Here is a 20,316-nt window from a genome sequence, read left to right on the forward strand (position 1 = left end):
CGGTTCGGGCATCGACATGAACACTGGTTCAGGTCACGATGCTTCGAGACGACGCCCTACGACGACGGGCGTCCGGCCAGGACCACCGCCCGTGGGGCGGCCGGCGGCGCAGGGGACCCGGCAGGGTCGGAGGAGGAGCGAGCAGGGATGACGACACGGACCGTGCTGGTCACCGGTGGAGGCAGCGGCATCGGGGAGGCCATCGCCCGTCGCAGCGCGGAGGACGGGATGCGCGTGATCGTGGCCGACCGCGACGGCGCGGCGGCCGATCGGGTCGCCGACGCGCTCGGCGGTGAGTCCTGGGTCGTCGACCTCTCCGACACCGGCGCCCTGGAGGAGCTGCGGCTGGAGTGCGACGTCCTGGTCAACAACGCCGGGATCCAGCGGGTGGCGCCGATCCACGAGTACGACCCGGCGGACTTCCGGCTCATCCACCGGCTGATGCTGGAGTCGCCGTTCCTGCTGGTCAGGGCCGCCCTCCCGCACATGTACGCCCGCGGCTGGGGACGCATCATCAACATCTCCTCGGCGCACGGGCTGAGGGCCTCGGCCTTCAAGTCCGCCTACGTCTCGGCCAAGCACGGGCTCGAGGGGCTCTCCAAGGTGACCGCCCTGGAGGGGGCGCCCCACGGCGTCACGTCCAACTGCCTCAACCCCGGCTACGTGCGCACCCCGCTGGTGGAGAAGCAGATCGCCGACCAGGCCGCGACCCACGGGATCCCGGAGGCCGAGGTCGTGGAGAAGGTCATGCTCACCCGTTCCCCGGTCAAGCGGCTCGTAGAGCCGACCGAGGTGGCCGCGCTGGCCTCCTTCCTCATGAGCGACGACGCGGGGATGGTCACCGGCACCTCCTACACGATGGACGGGGGATGGACGGCCCAGTGACCTCCGGGGTGCGGGCGCCTCCCTCAGCGCCCCAGCCAGGCCATGGTCGCGGCCACCATCGCGCGCACACCGGTGTCGAGGGTGGGCTGCAGCACCGGGGCGAACTGGGGAGCGTGGTTGTCCGGGAAGTCCTCGGCCTGCGTCCCGGCGGCCTCCGAGGACGCCCACCGCGCGGCGTCGAATGCGCCGAAGCCCCAGTAGCAGTAGGGCGCGCCCCAGGCGTTCGGCAGCTCGGAGAAGTCCTCCGACCCCATCTCCGGTTCGAAGTCGCGGACCTGGTCCGTGCCGAGCTCGTCGGCCAGGGCCGCCCGGACCCGGTCCGTCGTCGCCGGGTCGTTGTCGGTGACCGGGAGGTGGTCGAAGGTCTCCACGAGCGGCTCCGGCGCCCCCCAGGCGTGGGCCTCGGCCCGCGCCGTGCGGGCCAGGATCTCCAGGCACCGCCGGGCCACCTCGTCGTCGTAGGTGCGCACCGTGCCCTCGACGACGGCGGTCTCGGGGATGATGTTGGTCTTCGTGCGGCCACGACCCGACCCACCGTGACCACGGCCGTCGCCCGCGGGGCCACCTGACGGGAGACGATCGTCTGCAGCCGCACGACGAGGGAGGCCGCCATGACGACGGGGTCGATGGCCGTGTGCGGCGCCGAGCCGTGGCCTCCCCTGCCGCGCAGGGTGATCCGGAAGTCGTCGCAGCTGGCCATGATCGGCCCGGGCGCCACCTGCACCGACCCCGCCGGGCCCGGCAGCACGTGCTGCCCCAAGGCGACGTCCGGCCTGGGGAGCCGCTCGACGAGCCCGTCGGCGACCATCGCCTCGGCCCCGTTGAACTGCTCCTCCGCCGGCTGGAAGATGGCGACCAGCGTCCCGGCCCAGGAGTCCGGGGCGGCCAGGAGCAGGCGCAGCGCCGCCAGCAGGGTGGCCACGTGGGTGTCGTGCCCGCAGGCGTGCATGACGGGCACGGTGCCCCCCTCCCCGGTGGTGGCCGTCGCGGTGGAGGCGTAGCTCAGGCCGGTGTCCTCGCGGACCGGCAACCCGTCCATGTCGGCGCGCACCAGCACGGTCGGTCCCTCCCCGTGGTGGGCCACGACGGCCACCCCGGTCCCGCCGACCCCGGCAAGGATCTCCAGGTCCTGCGCGCCGGGCATCGCGCGCACCTCCTCGAGCACCCGTGCGGCGGTCCCGTGCTCCTGCGTCGACAGCTCGGGGTGCGCGTGCAGCCAGCGGTAGGTCTCCTCCAGCCAGGGCCGGATCCCCGGCAGCCCGGACAGGACCTCGGCGACGGCGGACGTCGGGGGTGCGGTGCTCACAGGATCCTCCTGGGGAACGGGGGGTGGTCGGGGACGGCGGGTGGTCGGGGACGCCGTGGTGCGGGTGTGGTCCCGACGCTAGCCCGTGGCAGGCTGTCCGGGTGACATCACGGGTGATCCACACCGGGCAGGCGCTCGTCGACGTCGTCCTGGAGGTCGGCGGGCTGCCGGTCCGCGGAGGCAACGTCAACGCGCACTCCGCGGAGCGCTACGCCGGGGGAGCGGTGAGCATCCTGCTCGCCGCCGCCCGGACGGGTGCCCGGGCCGTCCACGCCGGGGCCCACGGCACCGGACCCAACGGGGACCTCGTCCGGGAGGCCCTCACCTCCGAGGGGGTGCACCTGACGGACGCGCCCGTGGCGGAGGAGGACACCGGGATCTGCGTGGTGCTGGTCGAGCCGACGGCGGAACGGACCTTCATCACCACCTACGGCGCGGAGCGGAGGGTCAGCGGGCGATCGCTGTCCCGCAGCGCGCCGGTCGCCGGCGACCTCGTCTGCGTCACCGGCTACAGCCTCTACCCGCCGACGCGCGACCCGCTGCTGGCGTGGCTCGAGCAGCTGCCGCACGGCGTGCAGGTGGTGCTCGACCCGGGGGCGGCGCTGGCGGAGATGCCGGGCGAGCACCGCAGCCGGGTGCTCGCCAGGACGCACGTGTGGACCTCCAACGCCCTGGAGGCCGAGGAGCTCACCGGGGTCGGCGACGTCGCCCGCGCCGCGGCTGCCGTCGCCGGGCACCTGCCCGACGGGGCCGTGGTGGTGGTCCGGGACGGCGCCGAGGGCTGCGTGGTGCACGTCGACGGGGAGACGACGACCGTGCCGGGGTTCCCGCAGGTCCCGGTGGACACCAACGGCGCCGGGGACGCCCACACCGGCGTGCTCTGCGCGGAGCGGGCCCTCGGCACCGACTGGGTGACGGCCGCCCGCCGGGCCAACGCCGCCGGGGCCATCAAGGTGACGCGCCGGGGACCGGCCACCGCCCCGACCCGCGCCGAGGTGGACGCCTTCCTGGGCGCGCACGACGGCAGCACGCACCCCGGCACCCACCCAGGCACCCAGCCAGGGACGCACGCCGGCCCGCAGCCCGACCCTCGCCGGAGCGGGACCGGGGTGGCGGACCGGGCGGGCAGCCCGGGCTAGCACGTCGGCGGGCCGGACCACGGCACGCCGAACCGTCCGTCGTGGACGACCTCCCCGACCTGCCGTCTGCCGCGCCGGGCCGACCCCGAGGGGGGACGCGGCACGGCATACCCCAGGGCCACCACGCCGACCAGGCGCCGGTCCGCCGGGATCCCGAACGCCTCGCGCACCTCGTCCGTGCGGTCAGGGGGCACGCCGAAGAGGAGCGCGCCCAGGCCCTCGTCGACGGCGGTGAGCAGCGCGAGCAGGGCGGCCATCCCGGTGTCCACGTCCCACCACGGCACCGGCCAGGCGGCGGGGTCGCGGTCGGCCCGGCCCTTGTCCGGCTCGGCGTAGCGGTCCAGGTAGGCCCCGGGGTCGGAGAGCAGGACCACCAGGCACGGGGCCGTCGAGACGCCCCGCAGCCACCGGTCGGGGGCCGGTCCCGGTCCCGGGTCCGGCCACCCCGGGACGGTCGTGCGCCACCAGCGGTCCACGTCCTGGGGCCGGGAGAGGACGAGCAGGTCGGTGCCCTGGCTGAAGCCGGCGCTCGGGCCCCGTCGGGCGTGGTCGAGCACCCGTCCCAGCACCTCGGGCGGTACCGGTCGGTCCGGGTCGAACCGCCGCACCATGCGGCGCCGTCGCACCACCTCGCGCAGCTCCATACCCGGCATCGTGGCACGGCGCGTCCCGTGCGCCCCCGCCCGGGCCGTGGCAGAGTGCGTGCCCATCAGGTGCGGTCGGGGCGGGCCCGGCGGGCCGGACGGACCCGGCTCCGAGGTCCGGCCCGGGGACGGGAGGGGTGGTGATGCAGGTCACACCCAACCGTCGCGGCCCCCGCGGCGTCCCGAAGGACGTGAGCATCATCACGCGCGAGCTGCGGCCGCCGCCGGTCAGCCGCGTCGAGGACGGCGGCGACGGGAGTGCCGAGGCGGACGTCCGGGCGGTCTACCTGGCGCACTTCGGCCGGCTGGCGGGCTGGGCCTCCTACCTCGTCGGCGACCCCGACCTGGGCCACGACATGGCCACCGACGCCTTCGTCCGCCTCCTGCGCAGCTGGGACGACGTCGACCAGCCGCGCCCGTGGCTCTACACCACGGTGGGCAACCTCGTGAAGGACCACTGGCGCAAGCGGGGCCGCGAGCGGGTCGCCTACCTGCGGCTGCACGGGGGCACCGACCCGGAGACCGCGGTCGCCCACGGTCCCGACCCCGCGCTCACGCTGTCCGTACGGGCCGCGGTCGGGTCCCTGCCCGACCGGCTGCGGCTGGCGGTCCTGCTGCACTACTTCGGCGACCTCACCGTGAGCGAGGTCGCGCGTCAGCTCGGCAAGGCCGAGGGGACGGTCAAGCGAGACCTGCACGACGCGCGGGCCCGGCTCGCGCAGACCCTGGAGAGTGCCCGATGACCGAGCGCGACGACCGCCAGGTCGAGGACTTCTTCGCCGCCCACCGGCGCCGGGTCCTCGACCACCCCGCCGACGAGGAGAGCTGGGAGCAGATCACCGTGCGGGCGGCACGGAGCCGTCCCGGATCCCGCGGCGCGTGGTTCCTCGCCGGGGCCGTGGCGGCCTCCGCGGTGGCGATGGCCGTGCTCGTGGGTCAGGGGACGGGCGGCGGGGACGTCCAGCCCGCCCTGCCGGCGGGACCCGGCGACGACGGCGCGGTGGTCTCCACCGGCCCCCCGGGGGACGTCGCCCGGGGCACGGACACCGCGGACGCGACGGACGGGGGCGAGGGTGAAGGAGGTGCCGACGGTGGTGCCGGCCAGGACGGCGAGGTGGGGGACGGTCCGACGGCCGACGACCCCGGCGACGGCACGGACGCGGGGGCCGGCGAGGACGGCGGCACCGGGGAGGCGGGCCCGGTCACGCTGCCGCCCGCCGACCTGTCCGGGGGGATCTGGCGGGTCGAGGAGCCGAGCAGCGACGAGGGCGGCGTGACGAGCGCCGTCTACCAGACCTGCGCGGCGGACGCCGAAGGCTCGTCGTGCCCCGGACTGGCCGTCAGCGAGGAAGAGGGCCGGTCCTGGACGGCCCGCGCGGACCTGGCCGCCGCCGGTTTCGAGGACGCGGTCTCGGGTGCGGGCAGCGTGTGGGTGTGGAGCCCGGCCGGTCCGGGGACCGACGCCGCGGGGGAGACCTCCGCCGCGCTGCTGCGCTCCGACGACGCGGGGCTGACCTGGACCCCGGTGCCGACCCGCGGCGAGGGGGTCATGAGGGTGGAGGTCTTCCGCAGCACGCTCGTGGTCGTGACGCAGGGGTGCGAGGAGGACACCGAGAGCTGCCTGGAGGTCGTGGTCACCGACGTCGAGGACGACGACGCCACCGAGGGCCGGCGGCACATCGTCCTCGACGACCTGCCGGCGACCTGGTGGGGAGCTCCCGGGCCGTTGCCCCAGCTGTCGCTGCAGGCCACCTACGACGCGGTCTACCTGGTGCTGACCCACGAGGGGGTGGCCTACCGGATCGAGGACGGCGAGGAGGTGGCCACGCGGGTGGAGCGTCCCGGCTGCGGCCTGGCCACCGCCCCGGAGAGCCAGGACGGCCTGGTCTCCTGGTGCCTGGGGTCCGGGACCGTCGGGCGGTCCCCGGACGGTGGGGACACCTGGGAGGAGATCCCCGCACCGTCGGACGGCGAGGTCCTGGCCGTGGCCAGCAACGACGGCCGGCGCCTGGTCGTGGCGACCGGGACCTCGGTCTGGACCTCGGCGGGGGAGGACGGCTGGGACCGGACGCTGGGGCTGCCGACCCGGGTCGACACCCTGCTGCGTGCGGACGGCGGGACGTCGCTGCGGGTGGGGACCGTCCCGGTCTTCGTGCAGACGCCGGACGGCGAGGACGGGGCGGGCCGGTGGACGAGCGAGGACGACGGCCTGACCTGGACCGAGCAGCCCCCGTTCCCGCTGCCCGACGGCCTGCCATGATGGGGGCATGACCGAGCCGGCAGAGCTGCCCCCGGGCTATCCGCAGGAGTGGGAGGCCGACGTCGTCCTCGCCGACGGCATGGTCGCGCACGTGCGCCCCATCCGCCCGGACGACACCGAGGCCATCCACGAGTTCCACGCGGGACAGTCGGACGAGTCGATCTACCTGCGCTTCTTCGCCCCGATCAAGCGCCTGTCCGACAAGGACGTGCACCGGTTCACGCACGTCGACTACCACGACCGGGTCGCCCTGGTCATGACCGTGCGGGACCGGCTCGTGGGGATCGGCCGGTACGACCGGCTCCAGCCCGACGGCCCCGTGGCCGAGGTCGCCTTCAACGTCTCCGACCACCACCAGGGCAGGGGCATCGGCTCGGTGCTCCTGGAGCACCTGGCCGACATCGGCCGCGAGGACGACGTGCGCCGGTTCGTCGCCGACGTGCTGCCCCAGAACCGCAAGATGATCGGCGTCTTCCGGGACGCCGGGTACGAGGTCTCCCACGAGTTCGACGACGGGGTCATCGCCGTGGCCTTCGACATCGAGCCGACCGACGCCTCCCGCGCGGTGCGGATGAGCCGCGAGCACCGGTCCGAGGCCCGGTCCATGCGCCAGGTCCTCCACCCCGCCTCGGTCGCGGTCATCGGGGCCAGCCGCCGGCCGGACACCGTGGGGCGGGTCTTCCTGGAGGACATCGTCGCCGGCGGCTACCAGGGACGCCTCGTCGCGGTCAACAACCGGGCGGAGCCAGGAACCCTCATCGCGGGACAGCCCACGGTCGCCTCCGTGCGCGACGTGGAGGGGGGCGTCGACCTGGCCGTGATCGCGGTGCCGGCCGTCGACGTGCTGGAGGCCGTCGAGGAGTGCGCGGACGCCTCGGTCAGGGCGCTGGTCGTGGCCTCCGAGGGCTTCGCCGAGGCCGGTCCCGAGGGGGAGGAGCGCCAGCGGGAGCTGCTCGAACGGGCGCGCCGCTACGGGATGCGGGTCCTGGGCCCCAACAGCTTCGGCCTGATCAACAACGACCCCGAGGTGCGCCTCAACGCCACCCTCGCCTCCGTCGAGCACGTCCCGCCGCACGGTCGGCTGGGCCTGTTCGCGCAGTCCGGCGCCCTGGGGGTGGCGGTCCTGTCCTCGGCCCAGCGCCGCGGACTGGGCATCTCCACCTTCGCCTCGGCGGGCAACCGGGTGGACATCTCCGGCAACGACCTCATGCAGTACTGGCTCGACGACGACGCCACCGCCGCGGTGGGCCTCTACCTGGAGTCGATGGGCAACCCGCGCAAGTTCTCCCGGATCGCCCGCAAGCTGTCCTCCATCAAGCCGGTCATCGTGGTCAAGTCCGGGGTGGGTGGCGGCAAGTACGGCACGCCGCGCGGACACCGGGTGCGGGCCACCCAGGAGCGTCCGGAGGCCTTCGCGCAGATGCTCAAGCAGGCCGGCGTCGTCCGGGTCGAGAACCTGCACCAGCTCTTCGACGTCGCCCAGCTGCTCATCAACCAGCCCCTGCCCGGCGGGGTGCGGGTCGCCGTGGTGACCAACAGCGACGCGCTCGGGTCGCTGGCTGCGGACGCGGCGGTCTCCTGGGGGCTGGAGGTGACCCACGGGCCGGTGGCCGTGCCGGTCGAGGCCGGCACCGAGTCCTTCCACGAGGTGGTCGAGCGGGCCCTGGCGGACCCGGCGGTCGACTCGCTCATCGCCTGCTTCATCCCGCCCGTGGCCCAGATCGACCCCGAGGTGGTCGGGGCCGTCGAGGAGGCGGTGGAGCGCTCCGACAAGCCGTGCGTGGCGACCTTCCTGGGCATGCGGGGGGTGGGTGGCACGCGCCGGCTCCCGGTCTACCCCACCCCCGAGGACGGGGTCCGTGCGCTCGCCTCGGCGACGAGGTATGCCGAGTGGGTGCGCGCCGAGCGCGGGGAGAAGGTGCGTCCCGAGGGGATCAACCGCCGGGCGGCCCACGACGTGCTCGAGACCGCCCTGGCCGCGGACCCTGCGGGGCGCGACCTGACCGCCGAGGAGACCCGCCAGCTGCTCGCCGCCTACGGCATCGACGTGTGGCCGGTCGTGGAGGTGGGGTCCGACGAGGAGGCGGTCGAGGCCTACAAGCAGATGCGCGGCACCATCGTCATGAAGGCCACCTCGCCGCTGCTCCAGCACCAGCCGGGCCAGGGCTGGATCCGGACCGGGCTGCGCCACCCCAAGGCGGTGGGAGCGGCATACCGGGACCTCGACGCGCTGCTGCGCCCCCTGGGTGCGGAGGGGATCGCCCTGCAGCATATGGCCCCCTCCGGCGTCGCGGTGGAGATCAGCACCACCGAGGACGCGCTCTTCGGGCCGGTCGTCGGCTTCGGCGTGGCCGGGCTGCCCGTGGACCTGCTCGGCGACGTGGCCCACCGCTTCCCGCCGCTGACCGACGTCGACGTGGCCGAGATGGTGGGCTCGATCAAGGCCGCCCCGATGCTGGACGGGTACCGCGGGGCGATGCCGGTCGACCACGGCGCGCTGCACGACCTCATCGCCCGCGTGTCCGTCCTCTCCGACGACCACCCGGAGCTGGCGCACGTGCGGCTCAACCCGGTGATGGCCCACCAGGAGGGCATCGACGTCCTGGGCGCGTCGGTGCACGTGGCTCCGGCCCCCACCCGCACGGACGCCGAGCGCCGGGCCATGCTCTCCTGAGCCGCGGCAGCACCCGCGGCACCGGCAGCACCGACGGAGGAGACTGACGTGGCAGCACGGTTCGAGGAGCTGGCCTGGGCGGCGACCCCGATCGGCGAGGTGAGCCTGCGGCGACGCCGCGAGCCGGTCACCGGGACGGACGTCCACGAGGTCAAGCTCGGCGAGGAGTTCCTCATGTCGAGCCTGTTCACGGTCGCCGAGGAGGAGCTCGCCCGGCTCGCGCTGGCCCGGCTCGCCGGGAACGGGCTGCGGGTGGTGGTGGGCGGTCTGGGCCTGGGCTACACCGCCCGCGCCGTCCTGGAGGACGCGCGCGTGAGCGAGCTCGTGGTGGTCGACGCCCTGGAGCCGGTCATCGCCTGGCACCGGAAGGGCCTGGTCCCGCTCGGTCCGGGGCTCACCGCCGACCCCCGCTGCCGGCTCGTCCACGGCGACTTCTTCGCGATGGCCGCCGGGGACGGGTTCGACCCCGACGGCGGGGCGGACGGCTGGGACGCGGTCCTCGTCGACATCGACCACTCGCCCCGCCACCTGCTGGCCGAGGGGAGCACCGGCTTCTACGGAGCTGCCGGCACGAGGAAGCTGGCGGCGCACCTGCGGCCCGGCGGCGTCTACGCCCTGTGGTCCAACGACCCGCCGGAGGAGGACTACCTCTCCGTCCTGCGGGCGGTCCTCACCGACGTGTCCGCCGAGGGGGTGGAGTTCCCCAACCCGCTGCAGGAGCGCACCGCCACCAACACGGTGTACCTCGCGACGCGGCCCCGGTAGACGCCGGCAGGGGCTCGGGGCGACCTGGCTGCCCTTGCGGGGGCCGCCCCCGCGGGTGGACGCTGTGAGGGTGAACCTGCGCCGGCTGTGGTGCCGCGTGATCGGCCACCACTGGCAGCGGTACGCCGAGCACGCGGAGCCCGGCGCGCCGCCCCTCGTCCGCTGCCGCCGGTGCGGCTACGTCTCCTCGGCCGCCGCCGAGCGCGCCAGGATGAACGACCTCCTGGGGGGCGGGGCGCACGTCGACCCCTAGCCCCGGCCGTGGTCCGGGAGCCGGCCTCACCCCACCGTCGATCCGCACGGCGGTGCCCTGCGACCTGCCGGCCCTGCAGCGGGTCTTCAGGGCGGCCGCGCTGTCCAACGCGGGCGACCTGCCCCTCCTGCGGGCGCACCCGGAGCTCCTCGCGTTCGCCGGGGCGGGCGTGGCCGGAGGTCGGACCCGCGTGGCCATGCCCGCCGCCGGCGACGGGCGGATCGTCGGCTTCGCCACGGTGGTTGCCGACCCGCTCGACGGGCTGGAGCTGGAGGACCTCTTCGTGGACCCCGCCTGGCACCGCCGGGGCATCGCCCGGGCGCTGGTGCTGGACGCCGTCGCCACCGCCCGGAAGGCCGGCCACCGGCGGCTCGGGGTCGACGGCAACCCCCATGCTCTCGGCTTCTACCGCGCCGTGGGCTTCATCGAGGTCGAGCAGCTCGCCGACGGTGCTGGGGCAGGCATGCGCCTGATGCTCGATCTGGACGGAACCGGCTGAGCAGGCAGCTGGGCGGGGAGGACGACCGGCGGGGAGACGGTGCGCCGCGCAGGAGCGGGCGGCGTCTCACGGCGCCAGCTCCTCCCGGCTGCCGTCCGCGGCCGGCGGGTGGTCCAGGTCCTGGGAGAGCCGACCGGCGCCCGCCGGGGCCTGCGCGGCCCGGGCCGTCCGGGCGGCCTGCGCCGTCCGGGCCGTCCTGGCCGCCCGTCGCCGACGGCGCCCGTCGAGCCGCCGGGTGGAGCGTGGGCCGGCGGCCGGAGGTCGTCCGCGCAGGTTGTCGAGCAGACGCGCCAGCACCGCCACGACAGGGACCGCGAGGAAGGCGCCGAGGATGCCCATGAGGATCGTGCCGGCAGCCACGGCCAGGATGATCACGAGCGGGTGCAACGAGATGATCTGACCCTGGATGAAGGGCTCGAGGACGTTGCCCTCGAGCTGCTGGACCAGCAGGACGACGCCCAGCACGAGGAGGGCCACGAGCGGCGGCCCCCGGTCGGCCAGCGCCACGACCACGGCGACCGAGCCGGAGACGACACCTCCGACGATCGGGACCAGCCCGCCGACGAAGACCAGCACGCTCAGGGGCAGGACGAGAGGAACCCCCAGCGCCCACAGCCCCAGACCGATGAAGACGGCGTCCACGAGGGCCACGAGCAGCTGCGCCCGGAAGAACGCGCCGATCGTCCAGAAGGACTCTGCGGCCATCCCGTCGACCCGCGCCTGGTGACGCTGCGGAACCAGGTCCAGGACGGCAGCCCACAGGCCGCGGCCGTCCTTGAAGAAGAAGAACAGCACCACGAGCATGAGGACCAGTCCGGTCGCGAAGCCCCCGACGGCCTCGGCGGCACCCAGTCCCGTGGTCAGCGCCTCGCCGCTGGCCAGGGCGGTGCCGGCCCGGGCCACCAGGTCGGCGACGCTGTCGACGTCGCCGGGCAGGGCCGCCCAGTCGACGTCGCGCTCCAGCTGGTCCACACCCTCGACCACCGAGTCCACGATCGCGGGCAGCTGGGCGACCAGGGCCAGCGTGATGAAGGCCGCAGCGCCGGCCGCCCCCGCGAGGAGCAGCAGGAGGATGAGCAGCGCGACCACCGCGTTCGGCACGCGCGTCCTGCGCAGCCGCCCGGCCAGCGGGTCGAGCAGGGCGGCGGGGAAGAGCGCGAGCACGACCGGCGTGAGGACCAGGCTCACCTGGCTGGCGACGTAGACCAGGGCGACGAGGACGACGCCGACCCCGATCGCCGTCCACACGCGGACCCCGCACACGACGGCGCGGGACCCTTCCTGGGGCATGGGACCAGTATCCTCCTGGCCGGGTCCGGTGCGCAGGAACGACCCTGGAGATCCCTCACACACCCAGGTGTCGGGGGTCGTGGACCGGCGCCGGTCGGTGCCCTCTGCCGGCAGGTGGCACGATGGGCCCCATGGTTCGTCGACTGAGGTCCCCGCTGCCCGACCAGCTCGTCGCCGACATCGACCGCGCCGGCTACCTGCCCGCGGTGGTCCACGACGTCGTGCTCACGGCGGTCGGCCGGGACCAGGTCGTCAGCCACCTGGTCCACGCCGAGACGACCTTCGACGAGCAGGCCGTGCGCAACCACCTCACGGTCCTCGTCCTCACGGACCGGCGGCTGGTCATCGCCCACGCCGACGACCACGAGGGGCCCGAGCGGCAGCGGATGGCGACCGCCACCAGCGAGACGGTGCCGCTGCGCGCCGTGCGCGGGGTGATGCTCACCCACGTGGTCGCCGACCCGGAGGCCTACGACGGGTCCCTCGACGGCCGGGCGCTCACCCTGACGCTCGGCTGGGGGGCCGTCTCCCGGCTGGACCTGCTGCCGGCCCTGTGCGAGGACCCCCAGTGCGAGGGCGACCACGGGTACGAGGGCACCGTCTCCTCCGACGACATCTCCCTGCGGGTCGCGGCCGACGCCGACGGCGTCGAGCAGCTCGAGCACGCCCTGGCCTTCGCCCAGGAGCTGTCGGCCCGCCTCGGCCGGTGAGCACGCCCGGCACCGCGCCGGCACCGCGCCCGGCCGCCGTCGACGCGGCCCGGGCGCTCTACCGGCCGCCCGCGCCCGGCGAGGGCCTGGCCTCGGTCCTGCCCGCCGCCCTGGTGGCGCTGGGGGTGGACCTTCCCTCCGGCACACCCGTCCCGACGTGGTCGTTGCCGGCCGCCCGCCACGTCGTCGTCGTCCTCGTGGACGGTCTCGGGAGCCGGCAGCTGGCGCGGCGCAGCGGCCACGCGCCATTCCTGCGGTCGATGACGCCTGCCGACCGGGACGCCCGGTGCGGCTTCCCGTCGACGACCGCCACCAGCCTCACCAGCCTGGGGACGGGGCTGCCGCCCGGGGGCCACGGCATCGTGGGCTGGCAGACCGTGCTGCCGGACGGCCGGCTGTTCAACCACCTGGGCTGGCGCGACGGCCCGGACCCGCTGGAGCACCAGCCCGCCCCGACCCTCCTGCAGCACGCCGAGGACGCCGGGGTGTCGGTGACGACGGTCTCGCGCCCGCTCTTCGAGAACTCCGGCTTCACCCGGGTGGCGCTGCGCGGCGGCGGGTACGTCGGGACCGAGGACCCGGGCGAGCGGGCCGCCGGCGTCCTGGGCGCCCTCGCCGGCGCAGGCCGCTCCGGACGGAGCCTGGTCTACGCCTACTGGGACGAGGTCGACAAGGCCGGGCACGTGCACGGACCCGGGTCGATGGAGTGGGGCGAGGCGCTCGAGGGCGTGGACGCCTTCGTCCGCGAGCTCGCCGCGGGGGCACCACGGGGCACCGTGGTGGTCCTCACATCCGACCACGGCATGGTGGACGCCCCGCACGAGCACCGTCGCGACCTGGCCGACGACGCGGTCCTGGCCGCCGGGGTCCGGGTGCTGGCCGGGGAGCCCCGCGCGCCCCAGGCCTGGTGCGAACCGGGCGCGGTGGGACAGGTGGTGGCCACGTGGACGCGGGAGCTGGGCGACTCGGCCCTGGTCCTGACCCGGCAGGAGGAGGCCGTGGAGGCGGGCTGGTTCGGTCCCGTGCGGCCGGGCTACGAGGAGCGGGTCGGCGAGGTGGTGGCGGCGATGCTGGACGCCACCACGGTCCTCGACTCCCGCCTGCTGCGCCCCCAGGTGCTGGCGCTGCGCGGGCACCACGGGTCGGTGACGGACGCCGAGACGGCCGTCCCGCTGCTCGTGCACGAGGTATGACGTCGCGCAGCGCGGCGGACGGCACCGGCGGGGGACCGGTCTCACGCACCCGGCCGGCCGCGCGCCCTGCCCCTCGTAGACTGCCCCGGTGGCCGAACTCGTCTTCTTCACCGGGACCATGGACTGCGGGAAGTCGACCCTCGCGCTGCAGATGGACCACACGCACGCCTCGCGGGGGCGGGCCGGGCTGCTCTTCACCCAGCACGACCGGTCGGGGGAGGCGGTGCTGTCCTCACGCCTGGGCCTGACCAAGCCGGCCCTGGAGGTCGAGGACGACCTGGACCTGTGGGAGCTGGTCGTCGACCAGGTCACGGCCGGGCGCCGGGTGGACTACCTCGTCTGCGACGAGGCCCAGTTCTACACGCCGGCCCAGGTCGAGCAGCTGGCCCGGCTCGTGGACGAGATGGGCATCGACGTCTTCGCCTTCGGGATCACCTCCGACTTTCGCACCGAGCTGTTCCGGGGTCCCGACGCCTCATCGAGCTGGCCGACCGCACCGAGCAGCTGCAGGTGCGGGCGCTGTGCTGGTGCGGCAAGGCGGCCACGGTGAACGCCCGGGTCGTCGACGGCGTCATGGTGGTGGAGGGTGAGCAGGTCGTCGTCGGCGACGTCACCGGCGGCGAGGCCCAGGTGCCGACGGTGGAGTACGAGATGCTGTGCCGACGGCACTACATGCGGCGGATGAACTCCTCGGCCGCGCGCGCCCAGGCGCTGTCGCCGGACGTGCTGCCCTTCGACCTCGACCTGTGCGCGCTGCCGGGGGTGCCCGACGAGCGGCCGGACGCGGATCGAGGTTGAGGGGCAGCCCCACCGTCCGACTTGGAGGGTGTGGGCGTGGGCCGGTCAGCGCTTGCGGTCGGCCGCGCCGAACATGATGTCGTCCCAGCTGGGGACGCTGGGGCGTCCCTTGGCCCGGCGCCGGGTCGCCTCGCCCGCGGACCCGGCGTCCTTCCCCTCCCCGGCGGGCGCCTCCTCGGCCGTTCCGCGCGGCACCACGACGGGGCCGTCGGCGACGTCGTCGGGAACGTCCGGGACGTCGGCCGCGGGTCCGTCGTCGGCGACGGGTCCGTTCCCGGCGTCCGCCTCCCGCAGGCCCTCGCCGTGCTCGTCGCTCCCGTCGGCCACGTCCTGCGCCGGGCCGTCGGGTTGCTGCTCCACCTCGACGTCCTCGACGTCCTCGACGTCCACCCTGTCGTCCCCGACGTCCACCCTGTCGTCCCCGACGTCCACCCTGTCGTCCTCGACGTCCACCATGTCGTCCCCGACGTCCGTCCCGTCGTCCTCCACGAGGTCCACGACGTCGTCGTCGACGGGGTCACCCTCGTCGTCGGTGCCGAAGAACTCCTCGAAGCTGACCTCCTGGGGGTCCCCGCGGCGGGCGTAGGCGAGGTCGGGCTGGTCCTCGACCACGTCCTCCTCCGGCTCGCCGACCGGGGTGGGCAGCTTGGGGATGCGCAGCCGACGGCGCTCCTTGCGCGGGCCGGACCGGCCCGCGGGAGGCCGGCCAGCGGGCGCCCGGTCCTGCGCTCCCTCGTCCGGCACCGCGCCGGCCCCCTCGTCCGTCGGCCTCTCGCCCTCCGGTGCGGCGGCCGGCTCCCCGGCCGCCGCCTCCTCGGGCGGGTGCACCGGCGACGGCGCCTCCGGGGCCGAGCCGCGCGGGTGGGCCGCCGGAGGGTCCCCCATGGTCTCGGGGTCGAAGCGCAGGTCCTCCAGCGGCAGCACCTCCTCCGGCATGGTCTGCTGGCCCGGGACGTGCGCGGCGTCGCCCTCGGCCGTCTCCGGCCGGCGGGTGCGCCGGCCGCGCCGCTGCCGACGCTCGCGCATCGTGGCCATGAGGTCGGCCGTCTCGTCCTCGGCGTGGCTGGACCCCAGCAGCGGGTTGCCGGCCAGACCGCCGGGCAGGGCCTGCTCGTCCTCGCTGAGCCAGCGCGCCTCGTCGTCCAGGGCCTCGATCGAGCGGTCGGGCACCGCGTAGTGCCACACGGCCCGTCGCTCGCGCCCGCCCGCCAGGAAGGTCACCCGGACCGTCCACGGCCCCTGCGTCCCGGTGCGCGCGGCGTCCCAGCCCACGTCCTGCGGCTGCACGCCGCGTGCCTGGAGCCGCTCACGCACCCGGCGCTCGAGGGTGTGCGACCCGTCGGTCCGGCCCGCGGCTCGCACGTGGGCGGCCTTGGCGAGGCCGACGACGTGCTCGCGCTCGGCCAGCACCGGTCCCTCGAAGCGGCGCACGCGCTCCAGCTCCCACCCGGTCCCGGAGGCGACCTCCTCGGCCGTCTGGCCCGCCCGGATCATCGCCTGCACCTCGCGAGGCGTGGCCGACGCCGACCGACCGTGGTCGGGCGAGGGGGCGTGCGGGCGGGCGCGGAGGGCGGCCCGGAGCCGGTCGTCGACGGTCACGACGTAGTGGGTCTGGTCCTCGCCCACGAGGACCAGACGTCCCCCCTCGTCGAGGTCCTTGAACTGCAGCTGCTGCATGGTTCACCACTGTGCCATCCCGCGGCCACCCCGACCGGCAGGGCACGCCGCCGGGCCGCGGCGGGAGGGGCCCCGGCGGATACGCTGTGGGCGTCATGCTGACCGCTCCCGCCGACCTCCGGCTCGCCCTCGACCTCGTCGGGATCTTCGCGTTCGCGATCTCCGGCGGGCTCGTGGGCGTGCGGGCACGGCTGGACCTGTTCGGCGTGGCCGTGCTGGCCTGGGCCACCGGGCTGGGTGGCGGCATCCTGCGCGACCTGCTGCTGGGGGACGTCCCTCCGGCCGGGATCAGCGAGCCGCGCTACATCATCACCGTCCTGCTGGCCGGGCTCGCCGTCGTCGCCGCCTACCCGGTCGTGGTGGACCTGGGGCGCCGCCGCCCCCGGCTGCGCCTCGGCGTCATCGGCGAGGCGGTCAAGTACCTCGACGCCGTCGGCCTGGCGGTCTTCTCCGTCGCCGGCGCGCTCAAGGCGCTCATCCTGGGTGCTCCGCCGCTGGCCTGCATCGTCGTCGGCGTGCTGACCGCCGTCGGCGGCGGGGCGATCCGCGACGTGCTCGTCGGGCAGGTCCCCGAGGTCCTGCGCCGCGAGGTGTATGCCGTGCCCGCCCTGCTCGGCGCGACCACGGTGGTCGCCGCCAACCAGCTGGAGGTGCTGACCGTGCCCGTCGTCTGGGCCGCGGTCGCGCTCGTCCTGGGCATCCGCATCGCGGCGATCATCTACGACCTGCAGGTGCCGACCAGACTGGCCCTGCCGACGGTGCGCCGGGGCCGGGACGAGCGGCCCCCGCGTCCGCACGGACCCGGGGACGGCTCCCGCGCCCCGACACCCGCCCCGACCGCTCCGACCGCTCCGAACGCCGGGCCCGGGCCGCGCCCGCGGACGACTCCGCCCGGTCCGCCCCCGAAGACCCCGCCCCACCCACCGAGGAGAGCCACCGATGAGCCAGCCCACCGCCGACCCGTCCGACCCCGGCCGGACCACCCCCGACGGCCCGCAACCGGTCACCCCCGGTGGCGGGCCGGTCGGCCCCACCGCCGGGGACCCTGCGGCCGACGCGCCCTCGGGCGGGACCACGCAGGCCGAGGACGAGGTCGTGGCCGAGCTCGAGGAGAGCCTGGCCGAGGCCGAGGGGCACGACCTGTTCCCCTACCAGGCGGTCGTGCTGACCTCCTTCGGCGGGCCGGAGGCCCCCGAGGAGGTGATGCCCTTCCTGCGCCGGGTCACCGGTGGGCGGGGGATCCCCGACGAGCGGCTGGCCGAGGTCGCCGAGCACTACCTGCACTTCGGGGGGCGCAGCCCCATCAACGACCAGAACCGCGCCCTGGTCACGGCGCTCTCCGAGGAGCTGCAGCGACGCGGCCTGACGCTGCCGGTGCTCCTCGGCAACCGCAACTCCGAGCCCTTCCTCACCGACACGGTGCGCGAGGCGCACGAGGAGGGGATGACGCGGCTGCTCTCGATCACCACGAGCGCCTACTCCTGCTACTCCTCCTGCCGGCAGTACCGCGAGGACATCGCCGCCGCGGTCGACGAGCTGGCCGCCGAGGGACGCACGGTCGACGTCGACAAGATCCGCCAGTACTGGAACCACCCGGGCTTCTCGGGCGCCAACGCCCGCATCGTCACCGAGGGTGCCCGCCAGGTCCTAGAGCGCACGGGCACCGCACCGCACCTGGTGTTCGTCACCCACTCGCTGCCCATCGCGATGGACGAGACCTCCGGCCCGGGCGACGAGGAGGGGCACCTCTACTCGCGCCAGCACCTCGAGCTCGCCGCCGGCATCGCCCTGGAGGCCTCGGCCACGCTGGGCACCGAGCTGGAGCACGACCTCACCTACTGCTCCCGGTCGGGCCCGCCCACGCAGCCGTGGCTGGAGCCGGACGTCAACGACCACCTGCGCGAGCTGGCAGGACGCGGTGTGCGGCACGTCGTGCTCGCCCCGATCGGGTTCGTCTCCGACCACATGGAGGTCGTCTTCGACCTGGACACCGAGGCGGTCGAGACCGCCGAGGAGCTGGGTCTGGACCTGCTGCGCGTGCCGACGGTGGGCACCGACGCCGAGTTCGTCTCGGGGCTGGTCGACCTTGCCCTGGAGCGCGCGGCCGAGGCGCGGGGCGCACAACCGGTCCGGCCGACCTGGCCGGGGGAGCGGCCCCGGCCCTCGACCTGCCTGCCGGGGTGCTGCCCGAACCTGCGGGTCGACCGGCGCGCCGCCTGTGGGTCGGACTGACGTGCCGGGACGCCGCGACGCCGGGTCGAGGCCGTGGCCGCTCGACCCGCTGGACCCGCTGTCGGTCGACGAGGAGCTCCGGGCCTCCCTGGAGGACCTCGCGGTGCAGGTCGCGGTCGAGGCCGGGCGGCTGGTCCGGGACGGGCGCCCCGCTGCCGTGGACGTGCACCGGACCAAGTCGACCGACCTGGACGTGGTCACCCTCATGGACACCCGCAGCGAGACGCTCGTGCGCGAGAGGCTGGACGCCGCCCGCCCGGACGACGGCGTGCTCGGCGAGGAGGAGGGCGTCACCGGGGGCAGCTCGGGGCTGACCTGGGTGGTCGACCCCATCGACGGCACCGTCAACTACCTCTACGACCTGCCCGCGTATGCCGTCTCGCTCGCCGTGGTGCTCGGCGACCCGACCCGGCCGGGGGCGTGGAGCCCGGTCGCCGGGGCGGTCGTGGCGCCGCGCACCGGCGAGGTCTTCTCCGCCCGGGCGGGCGGAGGGGCCCGGGTGCGCGGGGCCGACGGCGAGGGGGAGCCGGTGCGGCTGCGGGTCGGCGACGCGCAGGACCTCGCCGGGGTCCTGCTGGCCACCGGCTTCGCCTACGACCGCGAGGTGCGGGTGGGACAGGCACGGGTCGTGGCGGACCTGCTGCCGCGCGTGCGGGACGTGCGCCGGATGGGTGCCGCCGCGCTGGACCTGTGCCACGTCGCGGCGGGCGGGTGGATGCCTACTACGAGGTCGGCACGCACGCCTGGGACGTCGCGGCCGGGATGCTGCTCGTCACCGAGGCCGGCGGCGTGGTCTCCGGCCTGGGTGCGCAGGACCCCCCGTCGGAGGCCATGGTGGTGGCCGGCGGCCCGGCCGCGCACGCCACCGTGCGGGCCGAGGTGGAACGGCTCCTCGCCGGCCGCTGACCGGTGGCGCGGGGACGTGTTGGCGAGGACGCCTCCGATGAGGCACAATCCGCCCGACACACGCACGTGACGGTCCAGCGCCGTCGTCGGGCACAAATCCGGCGGCCAGTGCGTTCTGCACCGCTGACGACGCATTTCCGCAGGACCCGAGGAGGACGAGGATGGCGACCGACTACGACGCCCCCCGCAAGAACGACGACGAGCTGAACGAGGACTCGCTCGAGGAGCTCAAGGCTCGCCGCAACGACAAGTCCTCGGGCAGCGTCGACGTCGACGAGACCGAGCAGGCCGAGGGCTTCGAGCTCCCGGGCGCCGACCTGTCCAACGAGGAGCTGTCGGTGCACGTGCTGCCCCGGCAGCAGGACGAGTTCACGTGCTCCAAGTGCTTCCTGGTGCACCACCGCAGCCAGCTGGCCAAGGAGGTCGGCGGACTTCCGGTCTGCACCGAGTGCGCGGCCTGATCCCGGCCGGCCCCGCCGGCTCCCGGTCGGGCGCCCGCCCGCGTCCCGAGCACCTCGACGCCTCGGCCACCCCGGTGGCCGGGGCGTACCCTCGAGGACGATGATCACCTCGTCAGACACCCCCGCCGTCCGGGTGCTCCTGCGTCGACTCGACGAGGGGCTGCCCGTGCCCGCCGCGGCCCGTGCCGACGACGCCGGGGTCGACCTGCACGCCCGGCAGGAGCTGACGCTGGCCCCGGGGGAGCGGGCGCTGGTCCCCACCGGGGTGGCACTGGCCATCCCGGCCGGCTACGCGGGCTTCGTCCACCCCCGGTCCGGCCTGGCGGCCAGGCACGGGATCACCGTGGTCAACGCCCCCGGCACCGTGGACGCCGGCTACCGGGGCGAGATCCTCGTCAACCTGCTCAACACGGACGTGACGACGGCCTTCACGGTCGAGCGGGGCGACCGGATCGCCCAGCTGGTCGTCCAGCCCGTCGTCCGCCCGGACTTCGAGCTCGTCGACGAGCTGCCCGCGTCCCAGCGGGGCGAGGGTGGGCACGGGCACACCGGGACGCGGGACGCGCCCCGGAGCGCGCCCACCTCATACCCCGTCCCTCCCACCGACCCGAAGGACTGACCCGC

Annotated in this window: 17 protein-coding genes and 4 pseudogenes; 16 read left to right on the forward strand and 5 right to left on the reverse strand. The window is 75.3% G+C overall.

From position 1 onward, the window contains the following. The first annotated feature begins 147 nt into the window (after window positions 1–147). Entirely contained in the window at window positions 148–885 is a 738-nt protein-coding gene (locus ACQ95T_RS08860; RefSeq protein ID WP_425942768.1) for a 3-hydroxybutyrate dehydrogenase, read from the forward strand. Window positions 886–908: 23 nt separating this feature from the next. Here ACQ95T_RS08860 and ACQ95T_RS08865 read toward each other — a convergent pair whose 3' ends face one another. Both ACQ95T_RS08865 and ACQ95T_RS08870 read right to left on the reverse strand, forming a co-directional pair. Next, on the reverse strand, window positions 909–1,355 hold the full coding sequence (locus ACQ95T_RS08865; RefSeq protein ID WP_431473764.1) for a hypothetical protein: 447 nt from the start codon (window positions 1,353–1,355) through the stop codon (window positions 909–911). A 107-nt stretch (window positions 1,356–1,462) separates the two neighbouring features. Continuing rightward, window positions 1,463–2,191, reverse strand: a pseudogene (locus ACQ95T_RS08870) (amidohydrolase); the annotation flags it as partial. 101 nt (window positions 2,192–2,292) lie between these two features. Here ACQ95T_RS08870 and ACQ95T_RS08875 point away from each other — a divergent pair. Then, complete coding sequence (locus tag ACQ95T_RS08875; RefSeq protein WP_425942766.1) at window positions 2,293–3,330, forward strand: PfkB family carbohydrate kinase; 1,038 nt, start codon at window positions 2,293–2,295, stop codon at window positions 3,328–3,330. Here the strand turns inward: ACQ95T_RS08875 and ACQ95T_RS08880 are convergent. Beyond that, on the reverse strand, window positions 3,327–3,974 hold the full coding sequence (locus tag ACQ95T_RS08880) for a nitroreductase family protein (protein WP_425942765.1): 648 nt from the start codon (window positions 3,972–3,974) through the stop codon (window positions 3,327–3,329). The two genes, ACQ95T_RS08875 and ACQ95T_RS08880, sit on opposite strands and share 4 nt — an antisense overlap. Window positions 3,975–4,165: 191 nt before the next feature. Between ACQ95T_RS08880 and ACQ95T_RS08885 the strand changes: the two genes are divergently transcribed. From ACQ95T_RS08885 to ACQ95T_RS08910, 6 genes are all read left to right on the forward strand, one after another. Beyond that, window positions 4,166–4,717, forward strand: a complete 552-nt coding sequence (locus tag ACQ95T_RS08885) for an RNA polymerase sigma factor (protein WP_426948832.1) — start codon at window positions 4,166–4,168, stop codon at window positions 4,715–4,717. Next, on the forward strand, window positions 4,714–6,234 hold the full coding sequence (locus ACQ95T_RS08890; RefSeq protein WP_425942763.1) for a WD40/YVTN/BNR-like repeat-containing protein: 1,521 nt from the start codon (window positions 4,714–4,716) through the stop codon (window positions 6,232–6,234). The genes ACQ95T_RS08885 and ACQ95T_RS08890 overlap by 4 nt, the downstream gene beginning before the upstream one ends. A gap of 7 nt (window positions 6,235–6,241) precedes the next feature. Then, window positions 6,242–8,908, forward strand: a complete 2,667-nt coding sequence (locus tag ACQ95T_RS08895; RefSeq protein ID WP_425942762.1) for a GNAT family N-acetyltransferase — start codon at window positions 6,242–6,244, stop codon at window positions 8,906–8,908. Between the two features lie 48 nt (window positions 8,909–8,956). Next, entirely contained in the window at window positions 8,957–9,673 is a 717-nt protein-coding gene (locus ACQ95T_RS08900) for a spermidine synthase (RefSeq protein ID WP_425942761.1), read from the forward strand. A 70-nt stretch (window positions 9,674–9,743) separates the two neighbouring features. Further along, a complete protein-coding gene (locus ACQ95T_RS08905) occupies window positions 9,744–9,926 on the forward strand; it encodes a hypothetical protein (protein WP_425942760.1) in 183 nt (60 codons plus the stop codon). A 52-nt stretch (window positions 9,927–9,978) separates the two neighbouring features. Beyond that, on the forward strand, window positions 9,979–10,425 hold the full coding sequence (locus ACQ95T_RS08910; RefSeq protein WP_425942759.1) for a GNAT family N-acetyltransferase: 447 nt from the start codon (window positions 9,979–9,981) through the stop codon (window positions 10,423–10,425). Between the two features lie 66 nt (window positions 10,426–10,491). On the opposite strand, the gene ACQ95T_RS08915 is transcribed toward ACQ95T_RS08910, so the two are convergent. Next, window positions 10,492–11,715: an AI-2E family transporter gene (locus ACQ95T_RS08915; RefSeq protein WP_431473765.1), complete on the reverse strand. Its 1,224-nt coding sequence runs from the start codon at window positions 11,713–11,715 to the stop codon at window positions 10,492–10,494. A gap of 131 nt (window positions 11,716–11,846) precedes the next feature. Between ACQ95T_RS08915 and ACQ95T_RS08920 the strand changes: the two genes are divergently transcribed. The 3 genes and pseudogenes from ACQ95T_RS08920 (at window position 11,847) to ACQ95T_RS08930 (ending at window position 14,416) form a co-directional block, all read left to right on the forward strand. After that, window positions 11,847–12,425, forward strand: coding sequence for a DUF5998 family protein (locus ACQ95T_RS08920; RefSeq protein WP_425942757.1), 579 nt, complete (start codon window positions 11,847–11,849; stop codon window positions 12,423–12,425). Further along, window positions 12,422–13,618 carry an alkaline phosphatase family protein gene (locus ACQ95T_RS08925; protein WP_431473766.1) on the forward strand — a complete coding sequence of 399 codons (1,197 nt, stop codon included), beginning with the start codon at window positions 12,422–12,424 and terminating at the stop codon, window positions 13,616–13,618. Before ACQ95T_RS08920 ends, ACQ95T_RS08925 begins: the two co-directional genes overlap by 4 nt. 88 nt (window positions 13,619–13,706) lie before the next feature. Further along, a pseudogene (locus ACQ95T_RS08930) lies at window positions 13,707–14,416 on the forward strand (thymidine kinase). Window positions 14,417–14,461: 45 nt separating this feature from the next. Here ACQ95T_RS08930 and sepH read toward each other — a convergent pair. Continuing rightward, window positions 14,462–16,093, reverse strand: coding sequence for a septation protein SepH (gene sepH / locus ACQ95T_RS08935; RefSeq protein ID WP_425942754.1), 1,632 nt, complete (start codon window positions 16,091–16,093; stop codon window positions 14,462–14,464). A 95-nt stretch (window positions 16,094–16,188) separates the two neighbouring features. Here sepH and ACQ95T_RS08940 point away from each other — a divergent pair. The 5 genes and pseudogenes from ACQ95T_RS08940 to dut all read left to right on the forward strand — a co-directional run. After that, window positions 16,189–16,671 (forward strand): annotated as a pseudogene (locus tag ACQ95T_RS08940) (trimeric intracellular cation channel family protein); the annotation flags it as partial. A 361-nt stretch (window positions 16,672–17,032) separates the two neighbouring features. After that, window positions 17,033–18,325 carry a ferrochelatase gene (locus ACQ95T_RS08945; RefSeq protein ID WP_425942752.1) on the forward strand — a complete coding sequence of 431 codons (1,293 nt, stop codon included), beginning with the start codon at window positions 17,033–17,035 and terminating at the stop codon, window positions 18,323–18,325. Between the two features lie 103 nt (window positions 18,326–18,428). After that, a pseudogene (locus ACQ95T_RS08950) lies at window positions 18,429–19,231 on the forward strand (inositol monophosphatase family protein). A gap of 161 nt (window positions 19,232–19,392) precedes the next feature. Beyond that, on the forward strand, window positions 19,393–19,692 hold the full coding sequence (locus ACQ95T_RS08955; RefSeq protein ID WP_425942750.1) for a DUF4193 domain-containing protein: 300 nt from the start codon (window positions 19,393–19,395) through the stop codon (window positions 19,690–19,692). A 100-nt stretch (window positions 19,693–19,792) separates the two neighbouring features. Next, window positions 19,793–20,311: a dUTP diphosphatase gene (dut, locus tag ACQ95T_RS08960; RefSeq protein WP_425942749.1), complete on the forward strand. Its 519-nt coding sequence runs from the start codon at window positions 19,793–19,795 to the stop codon at window positions 20,309–20,311. Window positions 20,312–20,316: the final 5 nt, after the last annotated feature.

Origin of the sequence: Ornithinimicrobium carbonis (assembly GCF_050703245.1) — a bacterium.
Classification (GTDB): Bacteria; Actinomycetota; Actinomycetes; order Actinomycetales; family Dermatophilaceae; genus Ornithinicoccus.

Bases quoted from the DNA above. Each gene is read 5' to 3' on its own strand.
- ACQ95T_RS08860 (WP_425942768.1), top strand. From the start codon at position 148: ATGACGACACGGACCGTGCTGGTCACCGGTGGAGGCAGCGGCATCGGG.
- ACQ95T_RS08880 (WP_425942765.1), bottom strand. From the start codon at position 3,974: ATGGAGCTGCGCGAGGTGGTGCGACGGCGCCGCATGGTGCGGCGGTTC.
- ACQ95T_RS08895 (WP_425942762.1), top strand. From the start codon at position 6,242: ATGACCGAGCCGGCAGAGCTGCCCCCGGGCTATCCGCAGGAGTGGGAG.
- sepH (WP_425942754.1), bottom strand. From the start codon at position 16,093: ATGCAGCAGCTGCAGTTCAAGGACCTCGACGAGGGGGGACGTCTGGTC.
- ACQ95T_RS08955 (WP_425942750.1), top strand. From the start codon at position 19,393: ATGGCGACCGACTACGACGCCCCCCGCAAGAACGACGACGAGCTGAAC.
- ACQ95T_RS08890 (WP_425942763.1), top strand. From the start codon at position 4,714: ATGACCGAGCGCGACGACCGCCAGGTCGAGGACTTCTTCGCCGCCCAC.
- ACQ95T_RS08915 (WP_431473765.1), bottom strand. From the start codon at position 11,715: ATGCCCCAGGAAGGGTCCCGCGCCGTCGTGTGCGGGGTCCGCGTGTGG.
- dut (WP_425942749.1), top strand. From the start codon at position 19,793: ATGATCACCTCGTCAGACACCCCCGCCGTCCGGGTGCTCCTGCGTCGA.
- ACQ95T_RS08945 (WP_425942752.1), top strand. From the start codon at position 17,033: ATGAGCCAGCCCACCGCCGACCCGTCCGACCCCGGCCGGACCACCCCC.
- ACQ95T_RS08920 (WP_425942757.1), top strand. From the start codon at position 11,847: ATGGTTCGTCGACTGAGGTCCCCGCTGCCCGACCAGCTCGTCGCCGAC.